The organism is Pseudarthrobacter sp. CCNWLW217 (assembly GCF_037203985.1).
Classification (GTDB): Bacteria; Actinomycetota; Actinomycetes; order Actinomycetales; family Micrococcaceae; genus Arthrobacter.
Window position 1 is genome coordinate 1 of the sequence record NZ_JBBCBT010000013.1, and the last position, 21,416, is coordinate 21,416.

Sequence of the window (21,416 nt, forward strand, 5' to 3'; positions counted from 1 at the left end):
GTGAGGTTCAGCTGGCCCTTGATCACGTTCCGCCACGTGGGGGTGGAGGAGTCCTCCATGTCCGCGAGCCACACCTTCGCGCCGGAGTTCAGGGCGTTAATGGTCATCTTCTTGTCCACCGGACCGGTGATCTCCACACGGCGGTCCTCCAGGCCAGGCGCCGGCGGAGCAACCCGCCACGACGGGTCATTGCGGATGCTCTCGGTTTCGCGGAGGAACCTGGGGTCCTGGCCACCGGCGATGTCCGCCCGGCGCGTCCAGCGTGCCTGTAGCAATTCCTGGCGCCGCGCCGCCGTCGCCCGGTGCAACTTGGCCACAAACTCCAGAGCGTCAGGAGTCAGAACCTCGTTCTGCCGGCAAATAGGCTGCGCGGTCAACGTAATGCCGTTGATGGTGAAGTTGTCAGTGAAGCTGTTCATGGGAGTGACTCCTTAAAAGTCCGCCGTTGCCCTATCACTTGTGGTCCCCAAAAGCGGCGAATGAGGACTCTAAGTGATAGGGCAACGAGGAAGGGGGAAGAATTTAGTGGAACTGGCCCTCTTCGGTCGATCCGACCAGTGCGAGGGTGGATGCGTTCGGGTTGAGCGCGGTAGCGATGTCGTCGAAGTAGCCGGTGCCGACTTCGCGCTGGTGCTTGGTCGCGGTGTAGCCGCGGGATTCGGAGGCGAATTCCTTTTCCTGGAGCTCGACGTAAGCGCTCATGCCTTCACGGGCGTAGCCGTGGGCGAGGTCGAACATCGAGTAGTTCAGGGCGTGGAAGCCGGCCAGGGTGATGAACTGGAAGGTGAAGCCCATGGCACCAAGTTCACGCTGGAACTTCGCGATGGTGGCGTCGTCGAGGTGCTTGCGCCAGTTGAACGACGGCGAGCAGTTGTAGGACAGCATCTGGTCCGGGAAATCGGCCTTGACCGCTTCGGCGAACTTGCGGGCCAGCTCAAGGTCCGGGGTGCCCGTTTCCATCCAGATGAGATCGGAGTACGGGGCGTAGGCCTTGGCGCGGGCGATGCAGGGTTCGATGCCGTTGCGGACTTTGTAGAAGCCTTCCGGGGTCCGCTCGCCGGTAACGAATTCCTGGTCGCGGGGGTCGACGTCGGAGGTGATCAGGGTTGCTGCCTCGGCGTCGGTGCGGGCGATGACCACCGAAGGGGTGCCGGCGACGTCGGCCGCCAGGCGGGCTGCGTTCAGGGTCCGGACGTGCTGCTGGGTGGGGATGAGGACTTTGCCGCCCAGGTGGCCGCACTTCTTCTCGGAGGCGAGCTGGTCCTCCCAGTGAACGCCTGACGCGCCGGCCTGGATCATGGATTTCATGAGCTCGTAGGCGTTCAGCGGTCCGCCGAAGCCGGCCTCGGCGTCGGCCACGATCGGGACCATCCAGTCCTCAACAGTCTGGATGCCCTCGGAGAACTCGATCTGGTCTGCCCGGAGGAGCGCGTTGTTGATGCGGCGCACCACCGTGGGGACCGAGTTGGCCGGGTAGAGCGACTGGTCCGGGTAGGTGTGGCCGGAGTTGTTGGCGTCCGCGGCAACCTGCCAGCCTGAAAGGTAGATGGCGCGCAGGCCGGCCTTGACCTGCTGCACGGCCTGGTTGCCGGTCAGGGCGCCCAAGGCGTTGGTGTATCCGCCGGTCTTGTGCTCTTCGGTGAGCTGCTTCCACAGCTTTTCCGAACCGCGGCGGGCCAGCGTGTGTTCCTCGGAGACGCGGCCGCGGAGGCGGACGACGTCGGAAGCTGAGTAGTCACGGGTCACACCTTCCCAGCGGGGGTTGGCGGCCCACTCAAGCTCCAGGGCGGCGGCCTGCTGTTCGGGCGTCTGCTGGGTGGGCTCAAATGCTGCAGTCATCGTTGTCTCCTTGATTGAGCTCCGGGGTGGTGATCCGCCGGCCAGGGCTGCGTCCTTGCAGTCCCGGCCGGCTATCCCGGTGCGGTGTTTCTTTCCGTGATCACTACTTTTCAGCACTTCCCAACACTTCTCTAGGGGAAAATCATGGAAAGAAATGCACTTCTTCGCGTATCCTCAAGAAATGCCCCCTTCAAGCTGGAACCGCAAAGCCGCTGCACCGCCGTCGTCCACTGCCGCACCGGAACTGGACGTCATCAGCCTCGGCCGCCGCGTCCGCCACCTGCGCAAGGCGGCCGGCATGACGCTCGATGACCTGAGTGCCGCCGTCGGTACCGCCCCAAGCCAGCTGAGCCTGATTGAGAACGGCAAGCGGGAGCCCAAGCTGGGGCTGCTACAGCAGCTCGCAGCGGCGCTGAATGTGGGCATCGATCAACTGTTGGGCGCCGAGCCGCCCAACCGCAGGGCAGCCTTGGAAATCGAGCTGGAACGGTACCAGCGCAGTCCCATCTACGAGTCACTGAACCTGCCCAAAATCCGCATCAGCTCGAGGCTTCCGATGGACGTGCTCGAGTCGATGGTGGGCTTGCAGCACGAGCTGGAGCGCAAGCTCAATGAGCAGATCGCCACGCCGGAGGAGGCCCGGCGCGCCAACGGTGAGCTGCGTGCCATGATGCGTGAGCGGAACAACTACTTTCCCGAGTATGAGGCCGAAGCCCAGAAGGTGCTGGCGAGCGTCGGGCACACCACCGGTCCGCTGTCCCAGCACGTGATCGCGGACATTGCCGCGCACCTTGGATTCAGCCTCCATCATGTGGGTGACCTGCCGCATTCAACCCGGTCCGTCACTGATCTCAAGAACCACAGAATTTATCTCACGCAGAACCAGCGCACGGACCACGATCCCCGCTCGGTGCTGCTGCAGGCCCTGGGCCACTACGTCCTGGGCCACCAAACGCCCAAAAACTATGGTGATTTCCTGATGCAGCGCGTGGCCACCAACTATTTCGCCGCGGCTCTGATGCTCCCGGAGAAGGCCACCGTGGAGTTCCTGCAGCAAGCCAAACAGGCGAAGGAAATCGCCGTGGAGGACATCCGCGACGCCTTCGCAGTCTCCTACGAAACAGCCGCGCACCGCTTCACCAACCTCGCCACGGAGCACCTGGACATCCGCACGCACTTCCAGAAAACGCACCAGAGCGGCATCATCTACAAGGCCTACGAGAACGACGGCGTGACGTTCCCGCAGGACCACACCGGCGCCATTGAGGGCCAGCCGTCGTGCAAACAATGGACGTCCCGCGTGGTGTTCGACGTCGCCGACAAGTTCCGTGCCTACAACCAGTACACGGACACTCCCGCAGGGACGTACTGGTGCACCGCGCGAACCGAGCGCTCTGCAAACGGTGAGTTTTCGCTCTCCGTCGGCGTGCCATACGCGCACGTGAAGTGGTTCCGCGGAAGGGACACCACAGAACGGTCCAAGTCCACGTGCCCGGACGAAAGCTGCTGCAAACGTCCGCCGGCGGAGCTGGCCTCGGAATGGGCTGGCAACGCCTGGCCGTCCGCGCGGGCCCATTCGCACCTGCTGGCGGCCATGCCGCCCGGGGCGTTTCCCGGCGTCGACGAGACCGAGGTGTACAGCTTCCTCCAGGCGCACTCCGGTACCTGACCAGGACGTTCTCTCACTCTCTTGGCGAACGTTAACTGCTCCTGTTTGGGCGGTGGAGGATTCATGGGCAAGGAATGCGCCGACGCGTTCGGCAACGAGGTGTATCGGACCGGTCCCATCCCGCGAGCACCAGTATCGGGCCAATTGCTTGCAGCCTAGGTCCAAACGAGCCATCTATTCAGGCGCGAGCTGCTGTCCCTGTTGATCAGCGACTGTAAGGCTGGCAAGGATCGTTGTTGGGAGTCCTAAGGCAGTCAGCGAGGCACGGATTTGGTAACGGCCGGGCACGAGCCCATCAAGTTCGGGGTTGTTTAGCAGGGCAGGGAGGACGAGTTGCTGGCCCGGGGCTAAGGGGGGCAGTTGAGCTGCCTTGCCGTGGGCGTACCAGCCGCTTCCGATTCTGTTTCCTTTGTAGTCGAGGACGATTCCCTGGACATGGCTGTGGTCTTCTTCGCTCGGATTCCACGTGCTTGCGGCGTCGTTGATTAGGACGACGGCAATTTCCGGTGGTGATCCCTTTGTCATCATGAAGTTTGGTTGTGACCATTCCAGGCGTAACCCCTGCCTGCGGAGCTCCTGCACTGGAATTGGGAGATAGCTCGCGGGACCAGCAAATTGCCATCCGTTCTTGTCGTGATGCCACTGCACGAGAACCCATCGACCCGGGCTTGCTTGGTCGGGTGCGCCAAGCACAAGCACTTCTAGTGCCCAAGAAGGGTAGGACGTCTGCACGCGTCGCCAGCCTAAAAGAGGGAAATCATCCGATGCCCGGGGCGGGAGCACGTTCTCCTCCGAGAACCAGCGCGAGACGATCTCATCCCAGCTCATTCCAACTTCGTGGAGGGTGGAGCGCTCAACCTCCCATGGTCCGAGCTGGGTTAGCTGCAATTCTGAAATCTTGTTCCCCATGGCTTTCATTCTGCCCCAGCCCACGTAGCTGCAGCTTTGACCGTGTCAGGAGCCCACCAACTTTCGGGGACCAGTTCAAGGTGTGAGAGCGTTCGGGTCAGCCGTGGAGTTCCCGGTACGCATCAGCAGCTGCCGGGTGCAGTGGCAGGCCGGCAGTGTTGATCAGCGACTCCGGACTCAGGAACTGGACCCCCAGGCTGGAGCGCGGGATGAGTTCTTCGGCGTTCCCCACCAGCAGTTCAACGGTCCTCCTGACGGTCCGGTCATCGAGGTCGTTGCGGCAGAGGAGCAAGTTCGCCACGCCAATGGTCCACACCGCCGGAATCCCGTCGTAGCTCCCGCCAGGGATCAGCACGCGGTCGTAGTAAGGGCCGTAGCGGGTCCGTATGGACGGCAGCAATGACGACAGGTCCAGGAGTTCCAGGGCGGCCTCCCGGTTGCTTCCAGCGATGGCTGCCGTAGGCACGCCACCGGACCAGAACAGCGCATCCACTGCTCCGGCCTGCAGCGCCGCGAGGCCATCGTTGAGCCCGAGGTTCTGCACGGTGACTACGTTTTCGACGGCGGACGTTGGGGCCGTGCCGACCGTTGCGGTGGCCAGTCCCGCCGCTTCAATGAGACGGGGTGTGGTCAGCGATGTCCCCGAACCGGGCTCTCCGACGGCAACCGTCCTGCCGGCCAGGGCGGCGAGATCGTGGATGCCGCTGTCCTTGCGCACCACGCAGTGGACGTAATTTTCATAGACCCGACCGAGCGCCCTGATTCCGGCGGCCGACTTGCCATCTGCTCCAAACTGCTCGGCCGCGGCATCCGCCAGCGCGATCGCGAACGTGGCCTGCCCCGCCAGCAGTTTCCCCAGGTTGTCCAGGCTGCCGCCGGTTATCAGAGCCGAAGCTGTATCCGCCACCCCATGCTGCTGGAGGGACGCAGCCAGCAGCGTGGCGAACTCGAGGTAGAAGCCCCCCGGCTCACCCCCAGCGACCGTGACACTGCCCGGACGGTCTTGGCGCGTACAGCCGCTGAGGGCCGGCCCCAACAACCCAGCCAAGCTGGCAGCCAGTCCTGCTTTGAGGGCCGCGCGCCTCCGCGGAAGGCCGCTGTGGCCACTGGCGGCGTAAGCCAGGTCTGTCACGACGGGCCATCCTCACTCGGCCCGGCCACGGCACGCGGAAATTCAATGCGCGCGATCAGGCCGTGCGGGGAGGCTCCGGCCAGCAGCAGCCGGCCACCGTTGGCACGCGCCAGCCTGTCCACAATGGTCATACCCAGTCCATTGCCGCGGATATTGCGGTGCTGTGGGGAGCGCCAGAAGCGGCTTGTGGCAGCAGCCCGGTCTTCGGCGGAAAGCCCGGGACCGTCGTCGGAAATTTCGACGGCGACTGCGTCCGGGAGGCTGCGGACGGCCACCGTAATGCGGGCACCGGCCGCGTACTTGATGGCGTTGTTGATCAGCTCGCCAACCATCTGGGCCAGTTCTGCGGCGTTGCAGGCTATGTGCACCGCGGGCTTGGGCGGACCGTCCAGCAGGATCGAGGCCCCGCTTTGCCGTGCCGCCGGGCCAGCCCGTTCGGTTTCTTCCTGCAGGACCGCGTAAGGGTCCACAACGGCCGGGAGCACGTGCGAGGCGGCTCTTGGCGGGACCCCGGCCGAGTCCTCGGATGCCCGGTGTTCCGCTGCAGCGAGGCGCAGTACGCCGTCGAGGATGTCCTCCACACGCTCAAGCTCGGCGAGGACCCCGTCCGACGCCTTCTTTTCCCGGGCGGTCTGCAGTTCAAGCTGCAGCAAGTCGATCCTCAACCGCAGTGCACCCACCGGGTTTCGTAGCTGGTGGGAGGTATCGGCAATCAGCTGGCGCTGGGAGTCGATGCTCTCGCTGACCGTCCGCGCCATTCTGGTGAAGGAACGGCTCAATTCCCGCAGTTCCGGCGGTCCGGCCTCAGGAAGATTTCCGGTCCGGCCTGTTGCCTCAAGCTCCGTCACGGCCGCATTCAGGCGGTGCACAGGGCGCAGCACCCAGCCGGTTACGCGGGCGGCGCCGAGGAGGAGCACCGCAGCGAGGGCGGCTGCGGCCACTCCAACGAGGAGCCACCGCTCGCGCAGTTTCAGCCGCGCGGCATCCAGGTTGACCTTTAGTACGGCTTCGCCAAGAACCTGGCTGGCACTGCCGAACGAACGGGAGATCACCTCGGAGCCTGTTCCAAAGGGCTGAAGCGGCGACAGGGCGGTGTCGTTGAGGTTGAGGCTGGCCCGGGCCAGTGCATCGCGGACACCTGGGCTCTCCTCGCTCAGTCCGCCCGAGCGCAGGGTGCCTGCCTGGAGGCGGATCAGGACCCCCTCTCCGTACAGTTCGGAGTATCTGTCCATCTCGGTCTGCAGCTGTGTGGGGTCCCCTCCCTCGGTCGCGGCGTCGAAGGCCACCTGCGCGAGGCGGTTCAGGGCGGCTGCCCGGTTGATCTGGAGTTCCTGGGTCAGCTCCCGGCTGGCCGACGTCAGGATCGCCGTTGAGGCGACAATGACGATGAGGACGGACAGGATACTCAGGACTCCGAGGACGCGCAGCCTCACGCCGGATCCGCCTCGACCCGGTAGCCCACGCCCCGGACGTTGATAATGAAGCCGGGCAGTTGGAGCTTGGCGCGCAGGCCTGTCAGGTGCACGTCGAGGGATCGTGAGGAGGCAAGGAACGCGTCGCCCCATAGAGCATCCAGGATCTGCTCCCGGGTGACCACTGAACCGGCGTGGCCCGCCAGGAGCGCAAGCAGGTCGAATTCGGTGGCGGTCAGGGGCAGGACTCTGGGACCGATCGCCGCCACACGACGTTCGAGGTCCACCTCGAGTCCGCCCAGCACGATGGTCCGCTGCCTGCTGTCCCTTGCACGGCCCGCCCGCCGGGTGACTGCTTCGATGCGGGCGAGGAGCTCAACGAGTTTCACCGGCTTGACGAGGTAGTCATCTGCTCCGGACCGCAGGCCAAGCACCACGCTGCGTTCGTCGTCGCGGGCTGTCAAAATCAGGATCGGGACGGGTGTTACCTGGCGAAGCTTGCGCAGGACGTCGAGTCCGTCCATGTCCGGCAGGCCCAGATCGAGCAAGATGACTCCAAAGCGCCGGTGCTCCAGGAGCGCGTCAGCTCCGCGGGCAACCCGGGAGGCCGTGTGTCCGGCGGAAACCACGGCTGCGTCGAGCGCGGACGCCATGGCGTCGTCGTCCTCGACGATGAGCACATCCATTGCCTGATCCTGTTCCGTTTGAGCGGCCGTTTCTTCCCCAGTCCGCCTTTGGAGATTACCCCGTTCGCCGATTTTCCGCCCTGCACTGGATGGGACAAGCTTTCAGCGCGAGGCATGGGGGCAAAACCTAAGGAAGTGTTAGGACTTCGGCTCCAGCGTTGGTTGTGCGATGGATCACCCATAGCTTGGATGGGGTCCCTGGCCTTCGCCGGGACCATCAATGTCGAGGAGGAACCATGGGCAACGTTGCCGTGGACAGCAAGAAAGTAAAACGGGGACCTGTGGCGAAGCCGGCCAGGAAGGTCCAGCGATGAGTACCCAGCAAACCGGGATCCAAAGTGAGTCAGCCCAGACCCGGCGGGCAGTCAGCAACATCCTCAAAGGCTCAGCGGGCAACCTCGTGGAGTGGTACGACCTCTACGTCTACACGGTCTTCGCCGCCTACTTCCAGTCCCACTTCTTCAACTCCAAGGACGAGCTGCAGGCTGGCCTGGAGGCGATGGCCGTGTTCTCGACGTCGTTCCTGATGCGTCCCATCGGCGCCTGGTTCTTCGGCCGCTACGCCGACCGCAAGGGCCGCAAGGCCGCGCTGACGTTGAGTGTCACGCTGATGTCCGCGGGCTCCTTCGCCATCGCGCTTTTGCCCACAACCCAACAGGTGGGCGTCTGGGCCTTGGTGCTGCTGATCCTCATCCGCCTGGTCCAGGGGTTCTCAGTGGGCGGTGAATACGGCACCAGCGCCACGTACATGTCCGAGGCTGCCACGTCCAAGCGCCGCGGTTTCTTCTCCAGCTTCCAGTACGTGACCCTGATCGGCGGCCAGATGATGGCCCTGCTGGTGCTGGTCATCCTCCAGAACGTCATGCCCAAGGACGACCTGACCGAGTGGGGCTGGCGTATCCCGTTCGCCATCGGCGGTGTGGCCGCGCTGGTTGTCCTCTGGCTGCGGCGCTCCATGGAGGAAACAGTCTCCGCGGAGCAGGTTGAAGCCGCGAAGGTACCCGCGGTGGCCGGCGTTGCGCAGCCCGGCACCATGAAGTTGCTGTTCACGCAGTACTGGAAGCCGCTGCTGATCTGCATCGGTGTCACACTCGGCGGCACGGTGGCGTTCTACACATATACCAACTTCATCCTGAAGTTCATGAACGATACGTCCGGCATCGCCAAGACGGATACCTCGGTTATCAACTTCTGGGCACTGTTCATCTTTATGCTGCTCCAGCCCGTGTATGGCCTGATCTCAGACAAGGTGGGCCGCAAGCCGCTGCTGCTGTGGTTCGGCATCACCGGCGTCCTGTTCACCTGGCCGCTGCTCTCCACACTGTCCAACACCAAGGACCCGTTCACTGCGTTCCTGCTGATGATGGGCGGCCTGTTGATCGTTGGCGGCTACACCTCCATCAACGCCCTGGTGAAGGCTGAGCTGTTCCCCGCCTCCATCCGAGCCCTCGGCGTCGGCCTGGGTTACGCGATCGCCAACTCGCTGTTCGGCGGCACAGTCCCGCTGCTCGGTGCCGCGTTCCAGAAGGCCGAACGCGTGGACCTGTTCTTCACCTATGTCACCGTTGCCATCGCCATCTCCCTGGTGGTCTACATCTTCGCGCTGCGGAACAAGAAGGCCACGCACCTGGACCGGGAACAGGGCGATGCCTGGTCCGCAGCCCGCAAGGACGATGACAAGGACAAGGACCTCGTGGACGCCTAGCGCCTTAGCTTCAACACGCAGGAGGTTCGACGGCGGGTGGCCGGCACAGCGGTTCCTTCCGGGACTGTGCCGGCACCCGGCGTCGTCCCCCACCACCCAGAACGCTCTCTCGGTTCCTGTGGTAAATGAGTGAGCGTCCCGGGAGGGCAGGGGAGGGGCGCGGTCCGGGCTTGCGCGGCCGCCGTTTCGCCCAGGCGGCCGGACTATATTGGGCCTTGTCGGCTGCTCAACCTGACAGCTGATCCAGCCGTTCGCGGGAGTGTGCACTCATGGCCAAGGAACTTGCAACCCAGCTCATCGAACAGCTCCAGGCTGCCGGTGTGCAGAGAATCTACGGAATTGTGGGGGACAGCCTCAACCCAATTGTTGATGCCGTCCGTCAAACGGGCGGCTCGCGGCAAGGCGGGATCGACTGGATCCACGTCAGGCATGAGGAGGCTGCTGCCTTCGCCGCGGCTGCCGAAGCCCAACTGACGGGGAAGCTCGCGGTCTGCGCTGGATCGTGCGGGCCTGGCAACCTTCACCTGATCAACGGACTCTACGACGCGAACCGGTCCGGCGCCCCCGTGCTGGCCATCGCTTCCCACATTCCCAGCAAGCAGATCGGTAGCGGGTTCTTCCAGGAAACCCACCCGGATAGGCTCTTCAACGAGTGCTCGGTTTACTCGGAGCTTGTCAGCACCACGGACCAGGCGCCGCGCGTGCTGCACAGCGCCATCCAGCATGCCGTGGGCCTCGGGGGAGTCGCCGTCGTCACCCTTCCCGGCGACATCGCGGGCCTGGAAGCTACCGCCACGACGCCGCTGCCCGCAACGTTCCGGCGCGCCGCGCTAACCCCCGATCCCGCGAGTGTCCGGGACCTGGCGGACGCGATCAATGCGGCCGGGAAAGTGGCCATCTTCGCCGGCGCCGGCGTTGAAGGGGCACACAACGAAGTGGTGGCCCTGGCCGAACTGATCAAGGCACCGATTGGTCACACCCTCCGCGGCAAGGACTTCGTGCAGTACAACAACCCGTACGACATCGGCATGACCGGCCTGCTGGGGTACGGCGCCGCAGCGGAGGGGATCGAGGACGCCGACCTGTTGATCCTGTTGGGCACCGACTTCCCCTATGACCAGTTCCTGCCCGAAACGCGCACCGCACAGGTGGACCGTGCCGCCCACAAACTGGGCCGCCGGACAGACGTGGATATAGCGGTCCATGGCGACGTCCTACCCACGTTGGCTGCCCTGATGCCGCTGCTGGCGCCGAAAAAGAACCGCCGCTTCCTTGAGAAGATGCTCAAGAAGCATGACCGGCTGATGAACAAGTCCGTGGGCGCCTACACGCGCAAGGTGGAGAAGAAACAGCCGATCCATCCGGAATACGCGGCGTCGCTGCTCGACCAGGTGGCTGCCGAGGATGCGGTTTTCACCGCGGACACGGGGATGTGCAACGTGTGGACCGCGCGGTACATCAACCCCTTGGGGACGAGGCGGCTGATCGGCTCGTTCCTGCACGGCTCCATGGCCAATGCCCTTCCCCACGCCATCGGCGCGCAACTCGCCTTCCCCGGCCGCCAAGTGGTGTCAGTCTCCGGCGACGGCGGACTGTCCATGCTGCTGGGCGAGCTCATCACCGTGGCGGCCCACAAACTGCCGGTCAACGTGGTGGTCTTCAATAATTCAACGCTGGGCATGGTCAAGCTGGAGATGCTCGTGGACGGCCTGCCCGACTTCGGCGTTGACGTACCCGATGCGAACTATGCCGCCGTCGCCCGGGCCTTGGGTTTCCACGCAGTCCGCGTCACCGACCCCGCCAGGATCGAGGCTGCCTACCGGGAGGCGTTCGCGCACCCGGGTCCGTCACTGGTGGAGTTGATCACCGATCCCCACGCGCTGTCACTGCCGCCGAAAATTTCCGGGTCGCAGGTGGTGGGCTTCGCCACCGCCATGTCCAAGGTGGTCCTGAACCGGGGCGCTGGCGAAGCTGTCAGCATGGCACGGAGCAACCTGCGGAACATTCCGCGCAGCTAGCGTTCACGGGCTGGCGCACCGTACGGGGCTCGGCGAGACCATAATGAAGGCAAAGCGTGACCCTACAGGCATCGCCTGCCGCCGCCGTCGCTGGTTCACTGGGAGCAGGCGGATTCCCGCCATGGTGTGCCGGGGGAGGCTACAGGGATGTTTCGATTTCAGCGGGCAATCGCGTTGGGTGCCGTGATGGGACTGGCGGCGTGTGCTGCACAGGCGCCGCCGGAGTTGCTTAAGGCCGACGGCGTCGAACGGGCCTCGGTGGACCGCGAGGCCTTCCCGGAGGAATTGGCCACGTTCCGGGATTCCGCCTTGAGGCTGGGGGACGCCCTCCTGGCCAGCGGCGAAGGGAACGTCATTGCATCGCCGGGCAGCCTGCTGATTGCCCTTGCCATGTTGCGGGCCGGCGCGTCCGGAGAGGCCGCCACAGAAATGGACGCCGTGCTGGGACTTCCGGTGGCGGACCGGGACCAGGCCATGAACGCGCTGCTCGCCTCCCTGGAGGAGTACGACGGCGACCCCGGCTCGGTGGACGAAGAGAACCCGCCTGCCAAACCACTGGTCCATACTGCCAACGGCCTGTTTGTGGATAAGAACGTTTCCACCGGCCGGGGTTATCTTGATGCCCTTGCGGAGCACTACGGGACCGGCGTGCATCCCGTGGACTTCCGCGACGAGGCGGTCACCAAGCCGGCGATCGACGCGTGGGTGAACAAAAACACCGGCGGCCGGATCGAGAAAGCACCGGCCCCCTACGATCCCAACAACACCTTCAGCCTGGTCAACGCCGTCTACTTCGCGGCGGCCTGGGACATCCCGTTCGACGCAGAAGCTACCTCAGACGAACCATTCACCACTGCAGGCGGGGGAACCATTGACGTCCCCATGATGCACAGCATGCAGGAAATGGCCTATGCCGAGGGCCCCGGCTGGCAAGCAGTGGACTTGCCCTACGGAGAGGGTTTCGTGATGCGGCTGGTGCTTCCCGCCCAGGATTCCGACGGCGGTGCTGCCGCCCTCAATGCGGAACGGCTGGCGGAAGTGGCACGTGCCCTCGATGCCGCGAACCCTGAGGACATTGACCTTGCGCTTCCTACTTGGGACCACAAGAGCCACTTTGACGTGCGGGCCATCCTGGAACAGTTGGGGCTGGAGAAGACCTTGAACACCACCCGCGACTTTGACGCGATCCAGCAAGGGTTGATGATCACCCAGGCCGCGCAGGACGCCAACATCACCGTGGCAGAAAAGGGGACGGTGGCTGCGGCCGTGACGCAGATCAACGGCATGGCCACCAGTGTCCCGCCCGAGCCGGCACGGTCCATCAGCTTCGACAGGCCGTTCCACTACCAGATTGTGCATGTCGGGACCGGCCTGCCGCTGTTTATGGGAAAGGTCGCGGACCCGCGGTAGCCGAAGGTCCGGCCGAGCCTACTGACCGGCCTTGCGGTTACTGCGTCGGTGCATCACGGCGCCGTAGCCCGCGAATAGCCGCGGCAGGACGAGGTACACAGCCACCGGAACAACCACGAGCGTCAGGACCAGCGCGCGGAGCACCGGGTGCCAGCCCTCCGTCAGGGGTGCCACCGCCATCATGCCTACGGCGACCAGCGGGAAGATGGCCAGCCAGGTGATGACGGCGCGGACGTGGATGGACGGGGCGGGCGGAACCGGAAGCGGAGCCGAAATGTGGGCTGGCTCAGTGGAGAGTTCAGCAGTCGTGGGCGTGAGATTGGCATTCATGGCTAACTCCAACTAGTTAGTTGCTTTTGATAAAATCGAGACTAAACCCGAGTGGGCCGAAAGTGCAACTACTTAGTTGGAAACGGGTAGAATTGTGGCATGGCCTGGAACACTGACCGCACCAAAGCCCTGCTACTGACTGCCGCCACCGAGGAGTTCAGCGAGAAGGGCCTCGCCGGCGCACGGGTGGACCGCATCGCCGCAGCGGCTGGTGTGAACAAGGAGCGTATCTACCAGTATTTCGGCAAGAAGGACGAGCTGTTTGACGCCGTGCTGGCCGCTGAGCTGGTCCGGGTGATGACGGACGTGCCGATTCAGGGGCACGGTGCCGCGGCCGTCGGAGAATACGCTGGGAAACTTTTTGACCGTCACACGAAGGACGGCGCCCTGGCCCGTCTCCTGTTCTGGGAAGGCCTGGAACGCGGAAAAAACACCGTGGACCGGGCCACGCGCGCCGACCACTGCGCCGTAAAAGTGGGCCAGATGCTGGCAGTCCTGCCCGGGATCGACCGCACGGATGCAGCCGACCTCATCATCACCATCGTGACCCTGTGCGATGGCTGGACGGTCCTGCCCCAGATCGATGCACTGTTGGCTGGCTCCGCTCCGGACCGTCTGGACCGCCGTCGGGCTTTCATCGTGCGAACGGCCACGCTGTTAGCTGAGGCGCTGCTGGAAGAGGCTCGGGTAGACGAAGCTGCCAGCGGAATCCGGTAGCTAGCGCGGCCCGCCCTGCCAGAGGGCATCGAACGGAGCCCCCGAGGCCACCCTGTTGCGGATCCCCGCGGTGACGAATTCCTTGGCGGCCCGGGCAGCCTCAAGCGGCGTAGCACCCTTGGCCAACTCCGCCGTTACGGCCGCAGCGAGCGAGCAGCCGGCGCCCGACACCGCCACCTCGCCCACTTTGGGAGCGCTCAGGACTTCGAGGGTCCCGCCGTCGTAGTAAACGTCGACGGCGTCCGGGCCTTCCAGCCGCACCCCGCCTTTGGCAAGGACCGCTGCGCCGCTGAGCTCATGGATACGGATTGCGGCAGCCTTGAGCGATTCGACGTCGGTGATCTCCAGGCCGGACAGGGACTCCGCCTCGAAGTGGTTGGGCGTGACGAAAGTGGCCAGCGGCAGGATCTGCGACTTCAGGGCCTGGTCGGTGTCCAGGGCGTGGCCCGGCTCCTGGCCCTTGCAGATGAGGACGGGGTCCAGCACGACGTTGCGGAAGTTGCCTTTTTTGAGGGCTGCGGCCACCGTGCCGATGGTTGCGGGGCTCCCCAGCATGCCGATCTTCACGGTGTCCAGGACGGGCCGGCCCGAGGGAGCCGTGACCTCATCCGCCGCGCCCAATACGGAACCATACGCCGCCGTCGTGGCTTCGAGCTGGTCGGCGATCACCTGCTGGTCGACCGGCATAAAGCGGTGGTTCCAGCTGTCGTTCGGGTCGAACGAGACGATGCACGTGAGGTTGGCGATGCCAAAGACGCCGAGTTCCTGGAACGTTTTCAGGTCGGCCTGGGCGCCGGCTCCGCCCGTGGCCTCGGAGCCGGCGATTGTCAGGACAACGGCGGGAGCGGCTGCGAGGGACTGGACATCGGCTGCAACGGGAGTCATGGCACTATCCTGCCATCCGGCGTCGTCCGTCCGCTTTGTGTGCCTGGACAGTGGAAGCGACCGGGCAGAGGTCAGGCCCACAACCCGTGGGAGAATTTGCGGTGACAGTGCTAATACAGCCGGCGTCCCATGAACTTGTCCTTGAGGCAGCGGACGCCGAGCGAACCACTACGAACGGACACCCCATGCCTTCCCCCTCAGGCCCTGACGCCCTGCCCCTGACCAACTCCGGCGCAGCGCCAAAATTCGCTTCCATCGGTTCGCCGTATTTCGGCATCATGCTGGCTTTTATGGCCGTGGTCCTGATCCTGTCCAACATCGGTGCCTCCAAGGGCGTGGCGATCGGCCCGGTCATCACCGACGGCGGCTTCTTCCTGTTCCCGCTGGCGTACATCCTGGGCGACGTCATCAGCGAGGTATACGGCTTCAAAGTAGCGCGCAAGGCCATCTTCACGACCTTTGCGTTGTCCGTGTTCGCCTCGCTCTGCTACTGGGTGATCATTGCGCTGCCCGGCTTCGATGACGAGTTCGGCACGTCCAAGCAGGCAGCCCTGGAAGGTGCCCTTGGCCCCGTCCCGCAGATTGTCCTGGCCTCGCTGCTGGCGTTCCTGGCCGGACAGACCATCAACTCCTGGATCCTGGTCAAAATGAAGGCCCGCTCGGGGGAGAAGTCCCTGTGGGCGCGCATTATGGGTTCCTCGGTAGCCGGCGAATTCGTGGACACGCTGATCTTCTGCAGCATCGCGGCGTCCGTCATCGGCATCACCGACTTCGGCACGTTCGTGAACTACGTGGTGGTGGGCTTTGTGTACAAGACCCTGGTGGAGTTCCTGTTTGTGCCCGTGACCACCCTGGTGATCGGCTGGATCAAGAAGCGGGAACCGAGTTACGGGGCGGCGGCCTAGGCCTGTTCCCGAGATCGCGGGAACGGTGCCGGTTCGCTGTAACGCGACAGCGATCCCGGGACTGGTCCCGCGAACTCAGCGGCGGTCAGTCGCCCAGGGCCTGCAGCAGGCGGTTCCTGAACTCCTGTTCCCGAAACAGGTCTTTCCATTCGATCCGGATCACAGTCCAACCGTCCTCCGTGAGGGCCTTCTCCCGTTGCCTTTCCTCGAAGAGCACCTGGTCCGTTGGCCGGTAGTCGAAGTACTTGTTCTTCCCGTCGAACTCGAGGGCCACCTTCCTTTGCTTCCAGGCAAAGTCCATCCGATAACGGCCGCGGCGCGTCATCACTTCAACCTGGGGCTCCGGCGCAGGGATTCTCAGCCGGGCGATGAGGTCCCTGGTTAAGGTTTCGCCGGGTGACTCCGAGCTCGGATCGGCGGCTGCGAGCACTCGCCGGAGGTTTCTGATGCCCCGGCGACCGTCCAACGCGGCTGCCGCAGCATCCAGAGTGGTCCTGTCCGCACCCAGCCTGAGTGCGTGGTCCACGAGGATCAGTGCCTGCCGGTATGGGAGCAGCAGACCGCAATCGACGGTGGTCCGTTCCAGGGTGGTGGTCGGCAGGCCGCTGACAACAGCCCGGTCAGCATCGGCCACATCCGCCGTGTGGCAGACGACGTCCCGACCATGGCAGTCCCCGGAGGGCCGCGTACGCTGCGTCAAGTGGATCCGGTTGTCAACATTCCAGAGATAGAGTCCGCGGAGCCGTGCACCCGAGGTGTGGCTGTAGCGGGCGCCGCCACTCGACGTCGTGCGCGTTCCATGCGCGTGGGCGTGGATCAGCTGGAGGTTCCGGACGCGGGGCGACTGCTTCATCCAGACGCTGCCCCTGATGTAGCAGCCCTGGCGGAGCCGGACCAGGGTGCCAGCCGCCACCAGTGCGGCGATTGAGCGTTTCCCCACTCCGAGGTCCAGGAGTTCCTGCGTTCGCCAGAGACTGCCTTGAGTCGGCAGGGAGTGGGGGCGTATGGCTGCCATGCGAACAAGCATCGCTGCCGGTCGCGATCGGCTGAAGACCCCGCCGTCGTTATGTGGAAAACCGTGGGTTCGCGGGAGGAAGACCCAATTCGCTGGAGCGTTACAGCGAATTGGGGCGGCTCCCTCGAACTCGGCGGGCGTCAGGAGTAGTACTGCGCCAAAGTCTCGGCCTTGAACTCGAAGAACCGGCCCGATTCGATGGCAAGCCTGGCGTCGTCCACCATCTTCACCACAAAGCGTTCGTTGTGGATGGAGATCAGTGTGGCGGACAGCATCTCCTTGGCCTTGAACAGGTGGTGGATGTAGGCCCGGGAGTAGTTGGCACAGGCGTAGCAGTCGCAACCGTCCTGCAGGGGCCCGAAATCGCGCTTGTACTTGGCGCCGGAGAGGTTGTACCGGCCGGTTGGCGTGTAGAACGCGGAGTTCCGGGCCACGCGGGTGGGAGAGACGCAGTCAAAGGTGTCCGCACCGTTCTCGATGGCGGTGAAGATGTCGTCCGGCTCGGAGATGCCCAGAAGGTGCCGCGGCTTGTCCTCGGGCAACTCCTCGTTGCACCAGCGCACGATAGTGCCGAGGTTTTCCTTCTCGAGTGCCCCGCCGATTCCGTAGCCGTCGAAGTCCATGGCGCCGAGGTCCCGGCAGGCCTTCCGGCGCAGGTCCTCGTATTGGGCTCCCTGGATCACGCCAAACAGTGCCTGGTACGGCTTTCCCACCCGCGCAGAGGTCAGCCGGACGTGCTCATCGATGCAGCGCAGCGCCCACAGCCGCGTCCGCTCCAGCGACTCCTCCTGATAGCCGCGGGAGTTCTGCAGCGTGGTCAGCTCATCGAAGGCGAACATGATGTCCGCGCCGATCTGGTGCTGGACCTGCATGGAGATTTCCGGCGAGAAGCGGTGCCGGTCCCCGTTGAGATGCGATTTGAACCAGACACCGTCGTCGTCAATGTGTGCCAGGCGCTCCTTGCCGGGAGCGACGGCATCATCGGGACCTGAGGTGTCCACCGACTTCATGTCGATGACCTTCTTGAACCCCGAGCCCAGGCTCATCACCTGGAACCCGCCTGAGTCCGTGAACGTCGGCCCGGACCAGTTCATGAACGCGCCCAGCCCGCCGGCCTCGTCCAGGATGTCGGCGCCGGGCTGGAGGTACAGGTGGTAGGCGTTGGCCAGGAGGGCTTGGGCGCCGAGCTCCGCCATGGACTCGGGCAGCACCGACTTCACGGTGGCCTTGGTCCCGACGGCGATGAACGCCGGTGTCTGGATCTCACCGTGCGGAGTGGTGATGGTGCCTGTCCGGCCGAGGAATTCGCCTCCGTTGGCGAGGACCTGGGCGGCAGCCGGCGGGCAGCTGTCGGCAAGGCGGGTGCCCACCGTGAAGGAGAACTGCGACTGGTCAGCAGGCAAAGCTGAGGCGTGCGCCGCGGAAGCGGGCAGGACTGTTGGGGGAGTGGCGGAGGCGGGGTTGGCTGGCACGGTTCCAGTGTGCCAGCTGTCCGCCCCGTTGCCTTAGCGCAGCGCCTCTGATGTGGGGTAGTTCTCAGCCCGCCAGCCGTCCCACAGGGCCCGGATGGACTCCAGCTTGGACGCGCCGAGGTCGTACGTGGAGATGATCACCAGGGAACCGCCCTTGGGCCGGACGTCCTCGATAACCGGCTGGTCGGCCACAATGAGGAGCCCGTCACCGTGCTCCGCGTAGCCATGGACCGTGAGCCCCACCTGATGGTTGCTCCGGTACCAGACCTTGCCGGCGATCTCCTCACCCGTGCCGAGGGTCAGCTCGTAGTTCTCTCCGGGTTTGGGCACGTTGGACAGACCCAGCTTCTCGATGGCGGAACCGGACTCACCGGGGACCTGGAAGAACGTCGTATGCCGTTTCCCATGGGGGTGCCGTTCCAGCGCGAAGCGGAGCTGCTGCAGGAAGGTCAGCCAGCCCTGGGTGATGTCCTCGTCCCACGCGGCCCACTCGGAGTTGTGGTCCATCGCGGCCCGGGTGACGCTGACCCGGGTCCCCGTGGGCACGGGTTTGAGTTCAAAGACGTCCCCGCCGTCGGTGGTCAGGCTGGTGTGGTCCGGGGCCTCGGCCACGTTGTCGCCAAAGTAGATTTCATTGATCTCCTTGGCCAGGTCATCGGCGTCCCAGCCGTGCCACTGGGCTACCTTGGACGGTTCGCGCAGCATGGTCCAGACCTGCGGCGCGTCGGCATTTATTACCACGCTCAGATTGTTCGTCATAGCCCGAATGTACAACTGACGGGCAGTGCCGGGTAGGGGGAATTTTCCCCTACCCGCGGAGTGGCCGGCGTCAGGCGCGGACGGCCTCGAGCTCGTTGCTGATCCGGCGCTGCAGCTCGCTTGCGCCGATGGTTTCCGAGCCTCCATGGGCCCGCAGGAACAACAGCGATTCGAGCCGCAGCAGCCGCCATTCGCGTTCGGCCTCGTGGTTGGAGTTGTCGATCGAGCGGAAGATCTCTTTGTCGTAGAGGTTGGGCTCATTCAGGGACCGCTGCCGGACTTTGGCGTTCATCCGGGCCTTGAACGGGTCCGTCTCCTGCGCCTCCGGCGTGCGGAGCAGCTTTTCGTACACTTTGGCGCGGTCCACCTGGCCGTCCTCGCGGCAGATGTAGCTGGACAGCGCCAGCGACGCCTCCACGGATCCCCACCGGCCAGGGTTGCCGTCATAGGGCAGGACGTTCAGCAGGTCCGCCACGGCCAGGGCGCCTTCAGGGTCCTTGAGCGTGATGAACAGTTCGTGGGCGAGGTCGCTGAGGTCCTTCAGGCAGCTTCCCGATTTGACGTTGATTCCCTTGGCCAGCCTGTCGGCCAGCAACATCACGCCCTCGGCGTCCGAGTGGGATTCGGCCGCGGCCTCCACCACGGCTTCCGGCGTTCCCTGCGGAGCGGGAATCAGCGCCAACTCCTCCTCTGAGGGGCCGGTCGCCGCTGGCGGGAAAGCGGGCTGGGGAGGAACGACGACGGCGGGAGCCTCCACGGCTGCCTCCGCCTCCGCTGCGGGGTTAGCGGCTACGGGAAGCTGTGCGACGGCGTCGGGCGCTGCGTCCAGCACCTGGACCGAGGAACCGGCGGCGATACGCACTGTTCCACCGCCGGAGAGGTTGGCGAGGACGATTGCCGGGGTGCCGAAGTCGTCGGACTCGACCTCCACATGCTGTATCTCGGCGGTGCGTTCGCCGTCGGGCAGCAGGAGCTCATCACCGGTGGTCAGGGATCCAGCCTGCTGTTCGCTGTAGTGCCGGGCGGCTGGGGTTTCGGTCATGGGAGTCCTTAAGTTCTCTTGCGGTCCGCCCAACAGTCTACAAAGGCGGGCGCCGGAAGTCGGGGACGCCGGGTTATCCGCGAGGGTCAGAAGCCCACGCCGGCGAAGGCGAGAGCCTGGCGGATCAGGGCGCCGCGGCCACCGCTGAATTCCAGCTGCACACCGGGGCTCAGCACTTCCTCGGGGGTCATCCAAGTCAGTTCCAGGGCGTCCTGCCGGGGCTCGCATTCGCCGGTCACAGGGATGACGTAGGCCAGCGACACGGCGTGTTGGCGGTCGTCGGTGAACCCGGTCTGGGACGGTGCCGGGAAGTATTCGGCCACGGTGAAAGGGACCGGGCTGATGGGCAGCTGCGGGAAGGCCAGCGGGCCGAGGTCCTTTTCCATGTGGCGCAGGAGTGCTGCGCGGATGGTTTCACGGTAGATCACGCGGCCGGAGACGAGGGAACGGATCATGGTGCCGTCCTCGTCAGCCTGCAGCAGCGTGCCCACTTCGTTCACGAATCCGAGCGGATCCAGCCTGACCGGAACAGCCTCCACGTAAACCATGGGGAGCCTCCCGCGCGCTTCAAAGAGGTCCTCTTCGGAGAGCCAGCCGGGATTGGGGTCAGGTGTACGAACGTTCATGGTTAAGTTCTACCCCATAGGACGGCTGCGGACCGTCGAGGAGTGAGCTGTCGGCGTAAAGCGTCGTCCATGGCGGCGAAACCCCACCCCTCGATTCAGCGCTTCGAGACCCAGAGGGTGGCTGGAACGTGCGGCGCCCCGACGGGACCGCCGCCTCCCGCTGACGCATCGGACCCGGCGTCGGGGTTGGCCACGTGCAGCGTGCGCCCGAACGCTTCCTCCGTCAGGTGGACCTCGTGCCCGGCGTCGGCGAGGCGGGCCTCCAAGGCGGCAAGGTCGCCGTCGTACTCGAAGCCCAGGCCCGCCCGCGGCGCTCCCTCGGAGGGCCGCACCATCAGCACGCCGCCATTTTTGGCCGCGAAGTCAGCGGTTTCGTCGTCATCGGGGAAGGGACGGAAGCGGGCGCCGATATCGCGCAGGGTCTGCGCGGCGGACCCCGGATCCTCCGTGAACCAGACCTCGACGACGGAGAGGCCCGGATCCGCCTCGGCAGAGGTCGTCCAGGTGCCATCGGCGGCCTTGGCGGCAGGATCGGCCAGGAAGCTGAACCCATCCGGACCGGTGATGCGGCAGGACTCGCCGTGGTCAGCCTGGACGAGCTCGGCGGGGGTGGTGCCGGCTTCTTCCCCAGCCAGGTTGGTGCGCCGGGCAAATTCGGCTAGGTTGCCTACCTCCACGCCGAAGGTGGTGGTCCCGTCCTCCGCAGAACCTGGCTCGGCCGCGTGGAGCGCCAGCCGTCCGGAACCGGCGTCAAACTCGCGCCAAGAGCCCTCATCCACGGTCTTGACCAGCCCCAGCCCGGTCAGCAGCCGTTCCCATTCGTCAAGGCGGGACGTGAAGTGGACAGGGCGCGAACGCAGCATGTGATTCTCCTCGACGGCGGGG

The 21,416-nt window shown here is 65.0% G+C and carries 19 protein-coding genes and 1 pseudogene; 6 read left to right on the forward strand and 14 right to left on the reverse strand.

What is annotated here, in order from left to right:
- Together V9L18_RS15160 and aceA are read right to left on the reverse strand one after the other, a co-directional pair.
- A pseudogene (locus V9L18_RS15160) lies at nt 1–419 on the reverse strand (malate synthase A); the annotation flags it as partial.
- A gap of 103 nt (nt 420–522) precedes the next feature.
- Nucleotides 523–1,839 carry an isocitrate lyase gene (gene aceA, locus V9L18_RS15165; protein ID WP_337347999.1) on the reverse strand — a complete coding sequence of 439 codons (1,317 nt, stop codon included), beginning with the start codon at nt 1,837–1,839 and terminating at the stop codon, nt 523–525.
- Nucleotides 1,840–1,993: 154 nt separating this feature from the next.
- On the opposite strand from aceA, the gene V9L18_RS15170 reads away from it, so the two are divergent.
- Complete coding sequence (locus tag V9L18_RS15170) at nt 1,994–3,508, forward strand: helix-turn-helix domain-containing protein (protein ID WP_337348000.1); 1,515 nt, start codon at nt 1,994–1,996, stop codon at nt 3,506–3,508.
- Between the two features lie 174 nt (nt 3,509–3,682).
- Here V9L18_RS15170 and V9L18_RS15175 read toward each other — a convergent pair whose 3' ends face one another.
- The 4 genes from V9L18_RS15175 to V9L18_RS15190 form a co-directional block, all read right to left on the reverse strand.
- On the reverse strand, nt 3,683–4,417 hold the full coding sequence (locus V9L18_RS15175; protein WP_337348001.1) for a hypothetical protein: 735 nt from the start codon (nt 4,415–4,417) through the stop codon (nt 3,683–3,685).
- 97 nt (nt 4,418–4,514) lie between these two features.
- Nucleotides 4,515–5,549, reverse strand: a complete 1,035-nt coding sequence (locus V9L18_RS15180; RefSeq protein WP_337348002.1) for a TAXI family TRAP transporter solute-binding subunit — start codon at nt 5,547–5,549, stop codon at nt 4,515–4,517.
- A complete protein-coding gene (locus tag V9L18_RS15185) occupies nt 5,546–6,982 on the reverse strand; it encodes a sensor histidine kinase (RefSeq protein WP_337348003.1) in 1,437 nt (478 codons plus the stop codon). Before V9L18_RS15185 ends, V9L18_RS15180 begins: the two co-directional genes overlap by 4 nt.
- On the reverse strand, nt 6,979–7,647 hold the full coding sequence (locus V9L18_RS15190) for a response regulator transcription factor (protein WP_337348004.1): 669 nt from the start codon (nt 7,645–7,647) through the stop codon (nt 6,979–6,981). The genes V9L18_RS15185 and V9L18_RS15190 overlap by 4 nt, the downstream gene beginning before the upstream one ends.
- Nucleotides 7,648–7,957: 310 nt before the next feature.
- Here V9L18_RS15190 and V9L18_RS15195 point away from each other — a divergent pair, with 310 nt between their 5' ends.
- The 3 genes from V9L18_RS15195 (at nt 7,958) to V9L18_RS15205 (ending at nt 12,780) form a co-directional block, all read left to right on the forward strand.
- Complete coding sequence (locus tag V9L18_RS15195) at nt 7,958–9,352, forward strand: MFS transporter (protein ID WP_337348005.1); 1,395 nt, start codon at nt 7,958–7,960, stop codon at nt 9,350–9,352.
- A 269-nt stretch (nt 9,353–9,621) separates the two neighbouring features.
- Nucleotides 9,622–11,370, forward strand: a complete 1,749-nt coding sequence (locus tag V9L18_RS15200; RefSeq protein ID WP_337348006.1) for a pyruvate dehydrogenase — start codon at nt 9,622–9,624, stop codon at nt 11,368–11,370.
- A 147-nt stretch (nt 11,371–11,517) separates the two neighbouring features.
- On the forward strand, nt 11,518–12,780 hold the full coding sequence (locus tag V9L18_RS15205; protein WP_337348008.1) for a serpin family protein: 1,263 nt from the start codon (nt 11,518–11,520) through the stop codon (nt 12,778–12,780).
- An 18-nt stretch (nt 12,781–12,798) separates the two neighbouring features.
- Here V9L18_RS15205 and V9L18_RS15210 read toward each other — a convergent pair whose 3' ends face one another.
- A complete protein-coding gene (locus V9L18_RS15210) occupies nt 12,799–13,110 on the reverse strand; it encodes a hypothetical protein (protein WP_337348009.1) in 312 nt (103 codons plus the stop codon).
- Between the two features lie 99 nt (nt 13,111–13,209).
- Here V9L18_RS15210 and V9L18_RS15215 point away from each other — a divergent pair, with 99 nt between their 5' ends.
- Nucleotides 13,210–13,827 carry a TetR/AcrR family transcriptional regulator gene (locus V9L18_RS15215; protein ID WP_337348010.1) on the forward strand — a complete coding sequence of 206 codons (618 nt, stop codon included), beginning with the start codon at nt 13,210–13,212 and terminating at the stop codon, nt 13,825–13,827.
- Here V9L18_RS15215 and V9L18_RS15220 read toward each other — a convergent pair whose 3' ends face one another.
- The gene (locus tag V9L18_RS15220; RefSeq protein ID WP_337348011.1) at nt 13,828–14,712 is read right to left on the reverse strand and encodes a hydroxymethylpyrimidine/phosphomethylpyrimidine kinase; all 885 of its coding nucleotides are present in this window, start codon (nt 14,710–14,712) and stop codon (nt 13,828–13,830) included.
- Nucleotides 14,713–14,897: 185 nt separating this feature from the next.
- Here V9L18_RS15220 and V9L18_RS15225 point away from each other — a divergent pair, with 185 nt between their 5' ends.
- Nucleotides 14,898–15,617, forward strand: coding sequence for a queuosine precursor transporter (locus V9L18_RS15225; protein WP_337348108.1), 720 nt, complete (start codon nt 14,898–14,900; stop codon nt 15,615–15,617).
- An 85-nt stretch (nt 15,618–15,702) separates the two neighbouring features.
- Here the strand turns inward: V9L18_RS15225 and V9L18_RS15230 are convergent, their stop codons facing one another.
- From V9L18_RS15230 to V9L18_RS15255, 6 genes are all read right to left on the reverse strand, one after another.
- Nucleotides 15,703–16,632, reverse strand: coding sequence for a hypothetical protein (locus V9L18_RS15230; RefSeq protein ID WP_337348012.1), 930 nt, complete (start codon nt 16,630–16,632; stop codon nt 15,703–15,705).
- 140 nt (nt 16,633–16,772) lie between these two features.
- On the reverse strand, nt 16,773–18,104 hold the full coding sequence (gene tgt, locus V9L18_RS15235) for a tRNA guanosine(34) transglycosylase Tgt (protein ID WP_443197961.1): 1,332 nt from the start codon (nt 18,102–18,104) through the stop codon (nt 16,773–16,775).
- A 33-nt stretch (nt 18,105–18,137) separates the two neighbouring features.
- On the reverse strand, nt 18,138–18,863 hold the full coding sequence (locus V9L18_RS15240; RefSeq protein WP_337348013.1) for an SRPBCC domain-containing protein: 726 nt from the start codon (nt 18,861–18,863) through the stop codon (nt 18,138–18,140).
- Nucleotides 18,864–18,933: 70 nt separating this feature from the next.
- Nucleotides 18,934–19,905, reverse strand: a complete 972-nt coding sequence (locus V9L18_RS15245; RefSeq protein WP_337348014.1) for a DUF6707 family protein — start codon at nt 19,903–19,905, stop codon at nt 18,934–18,936.
- An 86-nt stretch (nt 19,906–19,991) separates the two neighbouring features.
- A complete protein-coding gene (locus V9L18_RS15250; protein ID WP_131133519.1) occupies nt 19,992–20,531 on the reverse strand; it encodes an NUDIX hydrolase family protein in 540 nt (179 codons plus the stop codon).
- Between the two features lie 95 nt (nt 20,532–20,626).
- Nucleotides 20,627–21,394, reverse strand: a complete 768-nt coding sequence (locus tag V9L18_RS15255) for a VOC family protein (protein ID WP_337348015.1) — start codon at nt 21,392–21,394, stop codon at nt 20,627–20,629.
- Nucleotides 21,395–21,416: the final 22 nt, after the last annotated feature.